At 63.8% G+C, this 14,883-nt stretch carries 12 protein-coding genes; 5 read left to right on the top strand and 7 right to left on the bottom strand.

The window, feature by feature from the left end; translation table 11 throughout:
- Window positions 1-109: 109 nt before the first annotated feature.
- On the bottom strand, window positions 110-1,441 hold the full coding sequence (locus tag ACPXYO_RS06445; protein WP_423917880.1) for an IS1380 family transposase: 1,332 nt from the start codon (window positions 1,439-1,441) through the stop codon (window positions 110-112).
- Window positions 1,442-1,719: 278 nt separating this feature from the next.
- Here ACPXYO_RS06445 and ACPXYO_RS06440 point away from each other — a divergent pair, with 278 nt between their 5' ends.
- Window positions 1,720-4,449 carry an ATP-dependent helicase gene (locus tag ACPXYO_RS06440; RefSeq protein WP_423917877.1) on the top strand — a complete coding sequence of 910 codons (2,730 nt, stop codon included), beginning with the start codon at window positions 1,720-1,722 and terminating at the stop codon, window positions 4,447-4,449.
- Window positions 4,450-4,544: 95 nt separating this feature from the next.
- Here the strand turns inward: ACPXYO_RS06440 and ACPXYO_RS06435 are convergent, their stop codons facing one another.
- The 3 genes from ACPXYO_RS06435 to ACPXYO_RS06425 all read right to left on the bottom strand — a co-directional run bounded on the left by ACPXYO_RS06435 (window position 4,545) and on the right by ACPXYO_RS06425 (window position 10,830).
- The gene (locus ACPXYO_RS06435; RefSeq protein WP_423917874.1) at window positions 4,545-5,705 is read right to left on the bottom strand and encodes an exonuclease domain-containing protein; all 1,161 of its coding nucleotides are present in this window, start codon (window positions 5,703-5,705) and stop codon (window positions 4,545-4,547) included.
- Window positions 5,706-6,124: 419 nt separating this feature from the next.
- Window positions 6,125-10,321 (bottom strand): AAA domain-containing protein, encoded by a 4,197-nt coding sequence (locus ACPXYO_RS06430; RefSeq protein ID WP_423917871.1) that lies wholly within the window; start codon window positions 10,319-10,321, stop codon window positions 6,125-6,127.
- A 284-nt stretch (window positions 10,322-10,605) separates the two neighbouring features.
- A complete protein-coding gene (locus tag ACPXYO_RS06425; RefSeq protein ID WP_423917868.1) occupies window positions 10,606-10,830 on the bottom strand; it encodes a hypothetical protein in 225 nt (74 codons plus the stop codon).
- Window positions 10,831-11,068: 238 nt separating this feature from the next.
- On the opposite strand from ACPXYO_RS06425, the gene ACPXYO_RS06420 reads away from it, so the two are divergent.
- A complete protein-coding gene (locus ACPXYO_RS06420) occupies window positions 11,069-11,485 on the top strand; it encodes a hypothetical protein (RefSeq protein ID WP_423917865.1) in 417 nt (138 codons plus the stop codon).
- Window positions 11,486-11,805: 320 nt separating this feature from the next.
- On the opposite strand, the gene ACPXYO_RS06415 is transcribed toward ACPXYO_RS06420, so the two are convergent.
- The 3 genes from ACPXYO_RS06415 to ACPXYO_RS06405 form a co-directional block, all read right to left on the bottom strand.
- Window positions 11,806-11,934, bottom strand: a complete 129-nt coding sequence (locus ACPXYO_RS06415; protein WP_423917863.1) for a hypothetical protein — start codon at window positions 11,932-11,934, stop codon at window positions 11,806-11,808.
- A gap of 69 nt (window positions 11,935-12,003) precedes the next feature.
- Window positions 12,004-12,501, bottom strand: a complete 498-nt coding sequence (locus ACPXYO_RS06410) for a hypothetical protein (RefSeq protein WP_423917860.1) — start codon at window positions 12,499-12,501, stop codon at window positions 12,004-12,006.
- On the bottom strand, window positions 12,501-13,181 hold the full coding sequence (locus ACPXYO_RS06405; RefSeq protein WP_423917859.1) for a hypothetical protein: 681 nt from the start codon (window positions 13,179-13,181) through the stop codon (window positions 12,501-12,503). Before ACPXYO_RS06405 ends, ACPXYO_RS06410 begins: the two co-directional genes overlap by 1 nt.
- 110 nt (window positions 13,182-13,291) lie before the next feature.
- On the opposite strand from ACPXYO_RS06405, the gene ACPXYO_RS06400 reads away from it, so the two are divergent.
- The 3 genes from ACPXYO_RS06400 to ACPXYO_RS06390 all read left to right on the top strand — a co-directional run bounded on the left by ACPXYO_RS06400 (window position 13,292) and on the right by ACPXYO_RS06390 (window position 14,784).
- Window positions 13,292-13,585: a peroxidase gene (locus tag ACPXYO_RS06400; RefSeq protein WP_423917857.1), complete on the top strand. Its 294-nt coding sequence runs from the start codon at window positions 13,292-13,294 to the stop codon at window positions 13,583-13,585.
- Window positions 13,586-13,912: a peroxidase-related enzyme gene (locus tag ACPXYO_RS06395; RefSeq protein WP_423917855.1), complete on the top strand. Its 327-nt coding sequence runs from the start codon at window positions 13,586-13,588 to the stop codon at window positions 13,910-13,912. It begins immediately after the preceding gene.
- Between the two features lie 134 nt (window positions 13,913-14,046).
- The gene (locus ACPXYO_RS06390; protein WP_423917852.1) at window positions 14,047-14,784 is read left to right on the top strand and encodes an NYN domain-containing protein; all 738 of its coding nucleotides are present in this window, start codon (window positions 14,047-14,049) and stop codon (window positions 14,782-14,784) included.
- Window positions 14,785-14,883 lie beyond the last annotated feature (99 nt).

Genomic DNA, 14,883 nt, shown 5'->3' with positions numbered 1-14,883 from the left:
GGCTGTTGGGGGCCGGTGACGAGGTCGGGCGGCCGGGGTTTGGGTGTGGGGGCGCGACGGGCCGGCCGCCGCGTGGGCGGTGCGCTGCGGGGTTGGGGGTGCGGGGTGCTCAGTTGGGGTGCTGGGCGGCGAGCAGGGCTCGGGCGCCGGGGTGTGCGGTGGGAAGCCGCAGCTTGACGCGTCGGCCGGTCTCGCACACGAGCGCGGGCAGGTGCCACAGCTGCCAGCGGAGCCGTTTGGGGGCCGCTTTGGCGAGCGGCCCGGCGAGGCGCTGTGTCTGGAACCAGTGCACGAGCGCTGCGCTGATCGTGCGCAGCGCTGCCCATGCACAATTGGCGTCCCAGGCTGTGAAGGGCATCCGCGCCGGCCCGGAGTCCTTGAGACGCGCGACGGCGTCGTCGACGTCGGCGTGTTTTCGCATGAGCTTGTCGAGCTGGGCCGGGCCGGCGGCGGCGTCGGTGAGGAATCCCCGGTAGCGGAAGTTCTCCGACTCGAACAGGCTGCGCTGCGCGCCCGGGTGCAGCGGCTCGCGTCGGATGATCAGCGGTGTCCGTTCTGGCCAGCCCGACAGGTCCACCAGATCGGTCAGCTCCCCGACATGGGCTTTGGGGTGCCGCTGCTTGGGGTTCGCCACAGCAGCGATCCAGCGTCGGGGATCGCAGCGGGCAGCCGCGATCGCGGCGTCGATGCCTGCGGTGGCCCGAGCGGACATGAAAAACGTCACGTTGCGGTCCCGGCATGCCTCAGCGATACGCGCCGAGCAGCCGCCGGCGTCGACCCGCAGCACCATCTCGCGTCCCCCCAGCGCCGCGGCGTCGCCTGCGCGGTGACCTGCGGCGTCCCCGTCGGGCAGCACCGATATCGCAGCGTCGAGCACCTCTATGTGATCGGCGATGTCGTTCGCGGCGGCGTTGCCCGGGCGCAGCTTGACCCACAGCGGCTCGCCGTCGCCGGTCGAGCACATCATCGGGTGGAAACCGAACCCGCCCTTGTAATGAGGCGCGGCACCCTGCTTGTTCTCCGAGCGGACCTCCACCAGCGTCGAGTCGATATCGACCGCCAACGGTCCCCGGCGACGACGCTGGGACCACGCCTCGGCGCGTGCGGCCGCCGCGGCCCCCCACAACGCGCCCAGCGCCGACCCGTCCATGCCGCCCAGCACCCGATACAGCGTCGAGTGCGACCCCACCGCCCCGAACAGCTCCCGCTGAGACCGCAGATGCTCGATATCTGTGCACGCCTCCCCGCCGCCGGCCAGCACCAACAACAGATGCACCAACAACGCGCCCCGGTCATGAACCGGCGCCCGCTCGCCGCGCCGAGGCACCGCCGCCGACAGCGCCCCGGTCAGCCCCACCCAGTCCGCGAAACCGCCCAAAGCGAACAGCCCCGCACCCCACACCACCCGATCCCCGCCGCCTGCCAGACGCGCATTTGCCACACTGCTAAGTCTCACCTCGGAGATGCCCCCCTGAACTGCCCGACACGTGCATCAACAACACGCATCGTCGCAGATCAGCGGGGCTTTTCCGCGAACCACCACAGCCCAGCCCACCAGACTCATGAACAATCAGGGCTAGCGCGAGCCGGTGACGTTGAGATGTATCGAACCACGACATCTCAGGCCGGTCGCGTGAATACCAGCTGTCGGCCAGAATGCGCCAGTCTGTCGGTTCTCGTCGACCCGAGCGATATGCGAGAGGTTGGTACGCAATGGTTGTGGCACCACGGTTGAGCGGTGAAGCTCTCAAGGCCGTCAAGCACCGAGGTACGCACCTGCAGATCATTGCGTCTGCTGGCTCTGGCAAGACAGAGGTGGTCTCCCAACGGGTAGCAGACCTCCTGACGGATGGTGTCCGGCCTGATGGCATCGTCGCCTTCACGTTCACGGAGCGAGCTGCCGGTGAACTCAAGGAGCGCATCGAACTTCGGGTCGTCGACCGGATGGGGCCCGCATCCATCGACCGGCTCAACGGCCTCTCTGTCGGCACCATTCATGCCTATTGCTTTAGGTTGCTCCAATCGCACGTCCCCGAGTACGAGAACTTCGACGTCCTCGACGAGAATCAGCTCACGGCCTTTGCATGCCGGGAAGCGAATCGGCTAGGGCTTCGCCAGTTTGACCCTGACAATCGGCTCTTCCGGTCTGTTGCAAGATTCCTCGAAAACGTCGAAGTAGTCGACAACGAGCTATTGGATGTCGACACGCTCCCTGAGGACTTCAGATCCGTTCTCACGGACTACTACGTGGCTCTCGACCGGTACCGGCTGCTGACGTACGGCCAGCAGATCCGCGCGGCAGTGGAACAGCTGGGTCGTCCCGAGGTCGCTGAGAGAGTCCACGACCAGCTTCGACACCTGATCGTCGATGAGTATCAGGACATCAACCCGGCTCAAGAAACGCTCATCGAGCGGCTCACCGGTCCGAACACCGAACTCTGTGTGGTCGGCGACGACGATCAGGCCATCTACCAGTGGCGTGGTTCGGACGTGAAGAACATCGTCACGTTCACTGAACGCTATGCGCCGGTGACCAGCTTCACCATCACGACGAATCGGCGAAGCAGGCCCGAAATCGTCAAGACGGCCAACCGTTTCGCCAAGTCGATTCCTGACCGACTGGCCAAGGCCATGCGGTCCCATCGGCCTTCGGCTGGGTCTGCCCCGCGAGTCGTCGTCTGGGATGCAGAGGACGAACAAGCGGAAGCCAGCTGGATTGCCGAAAAGGTTCTCGAGTTGCGTGACGCGGGGGTTCCTTACAAGGACATTGGCGTGCTCGTCCGGACCAGAGCGGCCTATGCACGCCTCCTCGAAGAACTCAACGCAAGCGAAGTGCCCGTCCAGCCAGGTGGCCGCACAGGGCTCTTCGACCAGCCGGAGGCCGAGGTGCTCGGCAAGACCTACTGCTGGCTGACTGACGTCGACTGGCGGGAGCCATACAAGACAGGCGGTGCCGTCGAACTCAAGTCACTGTTCGCAGAGTACGAATCGGTGTTCGGTCTTCGAGCCAGCGCAGACGCGAACCGGCTGAAGCGCCACCTACAGAGGTGGCAAACCAACTCACGCGATGAGGGTCGAACCGCCGATCTTGTGGGTGACTTCTACGGTCTGCTCGACCTACTCAAAGTGCGCGACTGGGACCTCAATGATCCGATCCGACTCAGTGCACTGGGCACACTTGCGCGCTTCACTTCACTACTTGCGGAATACGAGAGTGTCCGGCGCCGCTCCCGCCAGGACGCGGACAACGACGGCGAGCAAGTAGGGGGTGAATGGGGCGGCGAGTGGTATTACAGAAACCTCGCAATCCACATCGTCAACTACGCCCAAGGCCGCTACGAAGGGTTCGACGGAGAACCGGACCTCGCTGTCGACGCTGTCGACATCACCACGATTCACAAAGCCAAGGGCCTGGAGTGGCCGGCAGTGTTCGTCCCTTCGATGACCAAGAACCGCTTCCCTCCCAGCCGAATGGGGCGGGAGCGTGATTGGATCGTTCCTCGCGAGTTATTTGACGCAGCCCGATACGAAGGCTCTGATGCCGACGAGCGCCGGCTGTTCTATGTTGCGATCTCGCGCGCGCGTGAATGGCTATCGATCTCGCGGCACGCTCGGGTCACCAAGCAATCCGCTCAGCCCAGCCCCTACTGGACGGAACTCGGCGCCCACCACATCGACCCGAGTGACATCGACCTGCCAAACGTCGAGTCTCACTCCACGATTGACCAGGACCCGCTAGCGATCACCTTCAGCGATCTGGCTTCATTTCTCGACTGTGGAATGGCATACCGGCTACGCACTCTCGTCGGCTTCCAGCCCCGGCTCGCCCCGGAGCTGGGCTACGGAAGAGCCGTGCACCACCTCCTACGACGCGTTGCGGAGCAAACGCAAACCGTCGGGGCGGTACCGACAGAGAGCGAAGTTGAGCAAATGCTCGACAACCACTTCTTCCTTCCAGCGGCCAACAAGGCCGCCCACCGGACAATGAAGGACGCAGCCAAACGGCTTATCCAGGACTACATCAACAACCATGAGGACGATCTGCACCGGGTGTGGGAAACCGAGCGCCCGTTCGAACTTCACCTCGACGCTGTAACCGTGTCAGGGCGTGCCGACGTCATCTTGGACGAGGATAATGGAGTCCCGAGCGCGCTCGCGATCGTCGACTACAAGACATCAACCGATGGTTCGCTCGCTCCGTACGAACTCCAGTTGCAGGTCTATGCCGATGCCGGTCGCAGAGAAGGCCTCGACGTGCGAGGTGCCTACCTACACGACCTCAACGGAACCAGAAAACGCATCGAGATCGACGTCGTCACGATTGCGTCCGCCGAACGCAAAGTTGAGGAGGCGGCCCACAAGATTCGCAACCGCGAGTTCGAACCTTTGCCCGGGACACAATGCCGCACTTGCGAGGTTCGCACCATCTGCAACGCGAAGCCGACGTAGACATCGAGAATCGTCTCGATCAACCGGTGCTCCGCTCCCATCTCGACCGGTTCGGGAGCGGCCTAACCCGACCGCGGGAAGCAATTGGATTCGGCTCAGTTGACGCAGTTCAGGAAATCAGCAACTTCCATGATCGGGATCTGGTACTGCCTTGCCTTCTTGGCCTTGCCTGAGAGACTGGAGGCGTCGGCGGCTACCAACAAGTCGCAGTTCTTCTTGGTCACAGACCCGACTGGTTGCAGACCAGCCCTGGTTGCCAGATGCTCCAGCTCGTCCTTGTCAAAGTGTCTGCTGTCCACTACCGCGGTCCCGGTGAAGCAAACTCGTGCACCGACGTCGATGCCGTTCACGGACGGCAAATCCGTGACGTCTGGGATCGGAGCCTCGGGCAGTTCGAGCGCGACGGCAATCTGCTGCATCAGATGGTGCTCGTCGGACGTGACGACATGGTCGCGTAGCGCCGCGGCGACGACCGCGTCGAAGTATCGCTGGTGGGCCAGCCGCGCCTGCGCTGGACCAATTCCAAGGTCCTGCGCTAGCTCAGTCAGCTCACGGCGCTCATCCGCAGTGATCACGTGATCGTCGAGCACCCAGTCGAGCATGTCCAGATACGCCAACATCGCCTCATCGGAGTAGGGGTAGTGGGCTCTGCCGATGGTGCGCACCATCTCGCTAGGAATCGTGCCAGTGCCCGCGCGCCGCTGCGTACGGGGTGTCCCGCTCCCATCGATATAGCCGATGCGGCATGGGACCAATCCTGGGTTACTCCTGTCTGCTTCCTCGGCCTCGTAGACCCGGGTGAGCAGTTGTGCAGTGGCGCGCGCGTCAGCCAAGGCTTGATGTTGCTCGGAGGCCTCGATGTCATGGCGTCGACATGCCACGCCAAGCTTCTCCGAGGTGGCTCTAAGAGTGCAGTAGCCCGACCCCGCAGCGAAAGTCGTGTTGATCCGCCCGAACTCCTGACTGAGCATTCGGGAATCAAACGACAGATTGTGAGCCACCAAGGTGCTGCCATGCATACGGCGCGCTAACGCAGCAGCGATCTCGGCGAATGTGGGCGCAGCCTCCACCATTGAAGCGGTAATGCCATGCACGTTGGTCGGCCCTACATCACGCTCCGGATTCACCAACGTGTCGAACTCATCGACCACAGCGCCGGTGTCCACATCCATCTCAACCGCGGCGATCTCGACGATCCGATCGTGCCTCCCGAACCCCGTCGTCTCGCAATCGACAACTAACCAGCGCCGATCCACAATGCACCCCCGTCGTCACTTGGCTCCAAGACCCCTCGACCCGAGAGTCTGTCAAGCAACGGAACCCTTCGTCATCTCTGGGAGCCGAACGAGCGCGCAGCGGGTCTGAGACGAACGATCTTGGATTAGTTGGTGCCGTCGAACAACTGCGGCCCCCCGACTTGTTCGCCACAGCCGTTCCGTGCCAACCAGTCAGCTGCGTCCAGCAAGATGTGCGATTCCTCATCGTTGATATGTCGCACGTCACGGTGTACGTGGTGGCGCGCAATACGTCTCACAGCTTCGTGCAGGGGAAGCCCTTGATAGCTGCGATCGTTTGCCATGCGGGGGAGTCTCGCGCGCCACCGGTACCTGCCAACCGGACCCTGTCTGCGGCTGCGGAACTTGGGCCTCAGCTCCGGGCTTCACGGATCGCCATCTCAAGAGCGGCGATGATCCGTTCTGGATCGCCGGACAACTCGGCGTCGCGGCCGGGTTTCACGGATCGCCATCTCAAGAGCGGCGACGATCCGGCTGCCGCCTCGCCGGAACCCCAGTTCGTCCATCATGGCGGCGATCATGTCGCTCTCGGTACGCAGCAACGTGTCCGACTCGATCCAGCGTGCAAGCGCCACGAGCTGATCGTGTCGATAGTCGGTGATGCCGTCGTAGCCAAGCGATCCACGACGAGGGACTGCCGGCCGAGGGGCCCGTTGGACTGACTGCATTTCGGGCCCATCGGCTGTGGGCGAGAGCCCAGTCACCCCCACCCCCGTGCGACTCTGCCTCCCGGTCACGCTGCTCGCGCTGGTCGCGGGATCTGTGAACCCGTCGGCGGCACGAACGGCCTCGCGCCAGGCAGCCTCAGCCTTGTCGAGTTCCGCTTCACGGTTGTTGAACCACGCGGTCGACCAGATGCGGTGAACTCGCCATCCCTTGCCTTCGAGCACCTGTTGGCGCAGCCGATCAGCGTCACGAGCTGTCGGTGTGGAGTGGTACGTGGCACCGTCCGCTTCGATGGCCAGCACCATTTGGCCGGGCTTGTCGGGGTGTGCGCACGCGAAGTCGATTCGATAACCCGAGACCCCGTATTGAGGCGTGATCGGGATCCCACGGCGCTCAAGACCTTCCTTGACCGAGAGTTCGAAGGGATTGAGCGGCACATCATGAGCGCTTGTGCCGAGTACGCGTGCTTCGGTGGCCGCGTACTGCAGGTACTGCCGCAGGAGTTCGACGCCTTTCGCGGACGAACGACCCGGATCCATGTCGTGATGGCCGAATGACGACACGACATCGACACGCGATCGAGCCCGGGTCACAGCCACATTGAGCCGACGCTCACCGCCCTCTTGATTCAGCGGCCCGAAGCGGTACGGCAGCCGGCCGTTCGCGTCCTTGTGATACCCGACGCTCAGAATGATGGCGTCGCGCTCGTCGCCCTGGACGCGCTCGATGTTCTTCACGAAGAAGCGTTCGTCGTTGGCTTCAGAGAAGAACTCGTCGAGCGCGGGTTCATTGAGGTCCCGCAACTCGCGCATGAGCGCATTCTCGATGGCGTCTGCGTGTGCCTGGCCGAACGCGATGACACCGAGCGTCTCATCGGGCAAGGTGCGAGCGTGGTCGAGCACGCGCTCAGCGACAAGCAGTGCTTCATCGGGATTCGACCGAGTGCCATTGACCTCGGCAAGCGGCCGGAACGGAACCAGATGGTGGGTCAGCGGGCAATCCGTGGAGGACCCGGGAAACGCTGTCAACGACCCGCCGTAGATGTGCTCGTTCGAGAAGGCGATGAGCCGATCGTCGCGGCTGCGGTAGTGCCACGTCAGCATCGTGTCGCGCAAGAAGATGTCAGCAACTTCGAGCAACGATTCGATGTCGTCCGTCGCAATCGGCGCCTCGTCATCGGCTTCATCGTCGTTCGCGCTCTCCCGGCCGAAGAAGGCTGTTGGGGGAAGCTGACGACTGTCGCCGGCGATCACAGCTTGTGGTGCGCGGGCGAGGCTGCCGATGGCTTCGGCGGGAGGAATCTGGGAGGCCTCGTCAAACACGACGACATCAAAGATGTTCGCGTCGGATGGAATCATCTCGGCGGTGAGCACTGGAGACATGGTCCAGCAAGGTCGCAGCGCCGTCAGCACATGGGGGGCGCGTGCGAGCAGTTGGCGAATGCTCAAGTGACGGCGCTTCTTGCCGGCTTCGGTACGGATCAACGTTGCTTCTTCAGGGTGTGCATCCATGGCGGAGATCACACTTTGGGCAAGGCGGCGACGCAGTCGCATCGGCGCAACGTCGAGGTGCTGCCGGTCGAACTGCGCATACTCGTCGCGGACCCGTGTTGCGCGATCACTGTCGAATCCGGAAAGGCGCGCGTCGGTGAAGCTCAGGTCTTCCAACACCCGGAACAGCCAGGCGTGCTCGACGACGTGAGCAGCCATGGGAGCCGGGTATGAGTGGCCGGCTTGCTCAAGAAGCGACATCACCTCGGCGGTGCGAAAGCCGGACTCAAGCTCACGTATCCGGGGCAGCTTCTGGGCGACATCGGAACTCGATGCCAAGCGATTGAGCGTTGCCGCTAGCGCCGCCACCGGTTCCGCCGTTGTGTCGCTCTCGGTCAGAACCCCGTGCTTCTGCAGCGCTGCGAGGCTCTCCGCCGCAGCCGTGACCCTGTCGGTTGCGTCGTCGAGCCCCTGGGGGACTCGAGGCAGACCCTCGGCCGACAGCTCCGACCACGCTGAGAGCTGCTTCCCTGCTCGATCCAACGTGTCGAGCGCGTCTGCGGGCGAAAGATCCCCAGACTCGCTCAGCGTTGCCACCACCGACTTGCACGCTTGTCGATAGGCGCCGGAGAACAGCCGTGCGCCGGCGCGGGCCATCGCCGACTTGCGTGCCGACGCCAGCGAACTGCGCAACCCCGAGTTGTCCAAGGCGTACAGATCATCGCTGAAGCGCTCAAGCATCTGCCTGATGTCGGCGAGCGAATCCAACGCATCGCGCCATCGTGCATACGTGTCCGGAAGTGCAGCACCGATCTCGTCGAGACAGGCCGCGATCGCGCTGCGAGCTGCAGGCAGCTGATCAACGGCAAGGCCCCGAACTAGCTCAAAGGCAGCTTGGGCCTCTTGAGCCGTTTCGATAGTGCTTCTTGACCATTCCGGGTGTGAAGTCGGCAGATCGTGTCCGCCAAGGTCGATCCACTCGGTGATGTTGCGGCTGAGTTGCTCGAAGCTCTCGCGATCGATGCTGCACGCCGAATCGGACGACAACCGCGACGAGGTACGCGCCTCGACAGGAACGCCAAGCAGTCGCTGGCGCATTTCGAACACGCTGAGCTTCCACGGTTCGCGTTGGTCGTGCACGGCGGCCTTGTCGGCGAGAAGTTCGTCCCGGCGGTTCTTCAGTCGACCGTGCAACTCGGTGTGGTCTTGGGCCGGAATCGTTGCGACGTGATCGAGCGAATCTGACAGATGGCGTGCAAACTCCCGGCGCGATGTGACACCTCCATGCAGGTCCATCACGAGATTGTCGAGACCGACCAAGTCCAGCCGCTTTGTGACAGCTTCGATAGCTGCTCGCTTTTCCGCCACGAACAGCACTCGCTTGCCGTGAGCGACCAGGGTGCCGATCAAGTTCGAGATGGTCTGCGACTTGCCAGTTCCAGGCGGACCCTGAATGACCACGGACTCGCCCCCGAGAACTCGGTTGATGGCCAAGTTCTGGCTCGAGTCGGCATCGAGGATGAGGAACTCCGACTCCGGTGGATCGCGGTCGGGCTGGCTGGGGCTCGGATCGCATGTTCGAGAAGTGAGTGCAGCCCGGGCCGGTTCGACTCCCGCGATGGCCGCAACGAGGTCATTCTGTGCGAACGCCTCGGCGCCTTGATCGAGGTCCTGGACGAGCGGCATCGTCGAGTACGAGAAGTTTCCGGCTACGACCCGCGACGTGATCGCGAACTCCGGCAGCTCGCTCCATGCACCCGTCAGCTGGTCCAAGAATTCGTCGAACGCTTCGAGCGACGTGGGAGGATCCTCGGCAACATCTGCCTCGATGTCGTCTATCTCGATGCCGTGTTCGCTGCGCACTATGCGTGCAAGCACTGGATTCAGGTGCGCATCGCCGGCGACAGAGACGTCGAAATCGCGGGTGGCAGCCCCGGTGGGCACGGTGTGCAACGGCACGAGGATGACCGGCGCATTGGGTTCCGTGCCCTGCTCGACCCTCCAACTCGCGAGGCCGATCGCTGCAAAGCAGGTGTCGATGCCCTTCTCTTCAAGGTTCGTCAGCGCCGTCTTGTGGATCGCGGATACTCGTCGCCGGGCATCATCGAGAGGCGCCGCCATGGCAGCAGACGCCACCGTGGAGTAGAGGTCACTCAGACGCACCTTTCGGCCGGCTAGCAGCCGGTCGAGCGCCTGTGCGCTCGCGCCGGCATCTGCTCCAGGCGTGAGATCGAGCGTGCCGGTCTTCAGATCGCGGTAGCGGCGCAGCCGATTGCGTCCGGTCGTGTCAAGAAGCTCGTTTTGCCACCGTTGAGCGGCCCTGCGCACGGCTTCGAGGCGGTCGTCGCCGACGCGCGTGGTCGCCGCCAGCGCGTCGAGGCGAGACAACGCATCGGTTTGTCCGTCATCAATCTGCGCCATAGCGGCGTAATCGTAGCCAAGCAAGTCGAGGCGGATATGAAGCACATTGCTTGACGATGTGAATCCTGTCGCGATTCGGCGGACGGCAAGACACATACGCGAGTAGCGAAAGGCCTCAACGAGGGAGCTGAGCGGGTAGGTGTGTTGTTCAGTTGGGTGCCCAGGGGTTTTCGGTGGTTGATGAGGCGTCCCGTGATCAGCGCGGTGAAGGCGAGGCACAGTGCGGCGTGGCAGTGGGCGGGTTTGCCGTCGGTGCTTCGTCGGAGTTGTCCGCAGTTGGACCATCAGGTGTTGGTGGCCTCGACAATCCCGCGTAGCCCGAGGCTGAGCCGACGGAAGGCGCCGGGTGACGGTTTGGTGCCGCGCCGCTGCATGTCAAGGTCGGCGAGGCCGCTTTCGGCGAGACGGGCGCGCACCTTGAGGTAGCCGTAGCCGCGGCCCGAGCTCAGTGAGCCAATGTCGTGGTGCATCCCAGTGACTTCCACGGCGTGAAGGGTCGGTTCGAGCATGGCGACATCGTTGGGTTCGCGCCGTCGACGCTTCGCCCGACCGGGATGTCGTGGCGTTCTGATGCCACGGATCACTTCCAGCCCGTCATGCGCCTGTCAACAAGGCTCTTGCTTGTCCCGGGACCACGCAGGGCGCTTTGTGCATGGACCCGTCGACCGCCACGGCTCCCAGATCGAGCCCAGTGACGCGGTCGAACGCGGCCGGTGCCCCCCAGTGCTGACGCGCGAGACTGCGCCGATGAGACTTGGGAGCATCATGGGCCAGTTCGTGCGCGCAGCAGCGGCGTCGAGCCGCGAGCGGCAGCGCCGACAAGAGCGAGCCGTGCGAGATCAGCAGGCAGCGCTCGTGGCAATCAACGCGCGCGCCGACAAGATCGACGCCGAGTGGAACATGATTTTCGCGAGGCTCGACAACTACGACGCAGCCTGGGAACTGGGCGACGCCGCAGCGTCACAACAGGCGTTCGATTACGTGAACGAGCGCATCTGGGCGCTCGCGGAACGGGCTGTTGTGCACGCCGAGGATGTGAGCGTGTTCGATCCCGAACTAGCGCAGGCGCTCATTGCGCAAGCGCACGACAGGCTCGATGAATGGCAGGCGATCAAAGAGGGCCATGTAGCGCTGCTGGCCGAGCTGCGCAGCAGCGGCAGCTAGAGCTCTGCTGGACGAACTGTGTGGGTCTTGGCATCGAGCCCACGACTGGTCTTGATCCAATCAGATGCCCGTGGAATAAGGCCTCAACGGCAACGGCCCGACTAAGGCTCGAACAGGTTCGCCGAACTGCTCGCCTAGCACCAGATCACGCACCGCCGCACGCAGGACGTCAAGCGTGCCCGGCTCATCGAGCGCTCGCTCGCTGCATTGTCAACATTCAGCCACCCCAGCGACGACTCGGGAACGTGGTCAGTCGTTGTCGCCAATGAACGACTCCAGAGGTTCAAAGCCGATCAACGTGCACACACAACGGCGATCAATCAGACCGTGCCTCGCCATTGCTCAGCCCGATGGGCGTCCCGCGCCTGCTTGCGGGCCTTGCGTGCCTCGATGCGACGCACCGCTCGCCAATACGACAGCTCAACTCGTTGAATCGTGCCGTTCGTCACTTGAGCAACCCAAGCCCCGCCATCGACGCTGAGACTATGCGCAACCCACGAGCGACGACTGCGTGGCTGCTAGCTAGACGCAAGCACGGGTGTCTGCAGCTCGGCATCGGACACTTCGACGCTGTCATAGAGCTCAGCAGGGTCCTCGTGTCGCCGCGTCGCGGCCTCGTCGAACAAGTCGCGAGGATCTTGCGGTTGCGGCGGGCGTGGCCTCATCCAATACACCACACTCGCCCCTGCGTCCACGGCCTTGACCGCCGACGGCAGATCAAGGAGCAACGCACCGGTAGCACGCAGCGGATCGTGGCCGACTCCTTCGATCGCGAAGACCGTGAGCCCCGTCTTGATGATGGCGGCCAGCTCGCTGGGATTCCGCAGCATGCGGTAGTTCAGGGTCACCAATCCCTCGAATCCGAGCTGTCGCAGAGCGATCAGCAGCGGGCGATCGTCGAGACCGGTCAACCGGTCATCGATCTGACGAATGGGCAGCAGTTCCAGCGAGCCCATCCAAGGCTTCAGAGCGTTGACGATCGGTTCAGAAAAGTTGTGATCCAGCGGGAGCTGCATCACGCAGCCAGTGAGCTCTCGAACTCGACTGCGTCCCTGAATGCCTCGGCATCGAAGCCTGGATACAGATTGGCGATCGCCTTGTAGTCACCGAGGCTCTCGTAGACAGCGGCCGCGGACAGGGTCGTGATGCGTGACCCGGCGAGGTGCGGCTCGCCTGAGACGCGTCCGGGGACGATGCGGAGGTTCGGGCGGGGACGGATGAGGTCGGGTCCTCGACGGTCGGCGACATCGAACGGACCCAGGAGGTCCAATGACTCCGGCATCGCCGCTTGCCCCGCTCGATGAGGGATTCCGTCGACGTCCACCCAGATCTTGCCGGAGGCATCGACCCGCAACGGCGACGTCAGCCGGCCGTCGCTGTCGTCCCAGATGTCCAATCCGAGCTGCTCCAACTCGGCGAGGGTCTCATGCACGCGCGGCATCGGGCTCGCAGGAACGCTTCCCTCTATCTCGAACTTCGGATGCCGCAGCCAGTAGACGATGCGCAGCGCCATCAAGTCGGCATAGGACCAGAGCTTCACGCGAGTCGGCGACACTGACGGTGTCACCAGCCCGTTGCGAGCCCAGAGATACACCGTTGACTGCGGCACGCCCGACAGGGCCGAGGCGCGATGGGCCTCGTAGCAGCCGTCAAATGCGGCGTTCAAGCGTGCCGAGAGGGGCTCGTAAGCGGTCATCGATCTGATCTGGCTCCGAGTTCCCGGCCGCGAACGGGCCTCACCGACGCTGAACTGCGCCTCAATGTACCCACGACGGGAAGCGCCGAAGAATCGTTTCCAAGCGAGGCGTGGCCCAGTACGACCAACGCCCTGCCGGTGTGTCACGCTGGCTCATGGCGCGCATCACGGTCATTGCGGACGACGACTGGGACGGCGAGCTCGGCGAGCTGTACCCCCGGGTTGTGGACCCCGCCTGGGGCCGGGTCGACCACATCTTGGCCATCCACTCGCTCAACCCCCGCAGCATGGCCGCACACCAAGGCCTCTACGAATCAGCCATGGCCGGCACCGCCACCCTGCGCAAAGTCGAACGCGAGCTCATCGCCCTGGTCGTCAGCCTCACCAACGACTGCCACTACTGAGTGGTCCACCACCGGCGCGGTCTGCGCCGCCTCATCCGCAACGACGAACTCGTCGACGCCGTCGAGCACGACTGGACCACCGCCGGGATGTCCCCCAAGCGCACCGCCATGCTGCGCTGCGCCGTCAAGCTCACCGAGACCCCCGCCGCCACCAGCGACGCCGACATCGACGCCCTGCGCGAAGCCGGCTTCAGCGACCGGGACATCCTCGACATCACAGAAGTCGTCGGCTACTACGCCTACGCCAACCGCATCGCGGACGGGCTCGGCCTCGAGACCGAAGACTGGATCCCCGACGGACCCGCAGCCCAGGCAACAGCCCGGTAGGAGCCGTAGCCAGCTACGGGTCGCGCCCAGCGCCTGCGCAGCTTCAGCAGTCCAACCAGGACGAAAAGCAGTAGGCCTCGTCGCACAGTCTGTGCAACCGTCTTGCGTTCAACCCTCGTGAGCGAAGGTGGCTGATGAGAGTCGGGGCTTACATCGACGGACTGAACCTGTTCTACGGAGGACGTTCGATCTGCGGACGCGGTCAGTCAGGATGGCGCTGGCTTGACCTCCGCCAACTCGCATTGCGCCTGATTGGTGGAGTCCCGTCGTGGGTTGCTCGGGGTGCGGTGCTGGATCGAGTCGTTTACTGCACAGCGTTCGTTGACGGGCGCAGAAACAGCAACGGCCGAAGTCATCAAGATCGCTATGTGGCGGCGCTGCGGCATCACCAATCGTTTGATCGAATCCTGGTGGGCAGGTTCGTTGCACGAGTCGTGCGGTCGCCGCTAGCGGTTGCCGGTGGAGACCGCAAGCCGAGGGTCGTGACGTCGCAGTGGCCGATGATGGTGCAGGATTCCTCGGGCGTTGATGTCCCCGATGCAGTCTTCATGGCTTCGCATATCCGCAGCGAAGAGAAAGGAACCAATGTCAACCTCGCTTCGCAGCTCCTGGTTGACGTGCTGACGCAGCGTGTCGACGCAGCCATCGTGATCACGAATGACAGCGACCTGAGCCTTCCCGTTCGCGAAAGCCGTCTGCGCGTACCGGTGGGAACGGTCAACCCAAGCAACCGGTGGCTTGCCGGCGATCTCGCAGGGCAACCCAACGACGGCGTGGGCGGCCACTGGTGGCAACAGCTGACTGCGATTGACTTCACCAGCTGCCAACTGCCCGATCCGGTCGGCACCCTGTCCAGACCGACTGGCTGGTAGGCAAAAGAAAACCCGGCCCCTCAAGGGCCGGGTGGTCTAGGTGCCCACCCTAGGTGGTGCCATTCGCGAAAGCAAGGCAATAGGACCCAGACCCGACAG

The organism is Candidatus Poriferisodalis sp., assembly GCF_965237655.1.
Classification (GTDB): domain Bacteria; phylum Actinomycetota; class Acidimicrobiia; order Acidimicrobiales; family Poriferisodalaceae; genus Poriferisodalis.
This window is presented reverse-complemented; position numbering and strand designations above follow the sequence as displayed.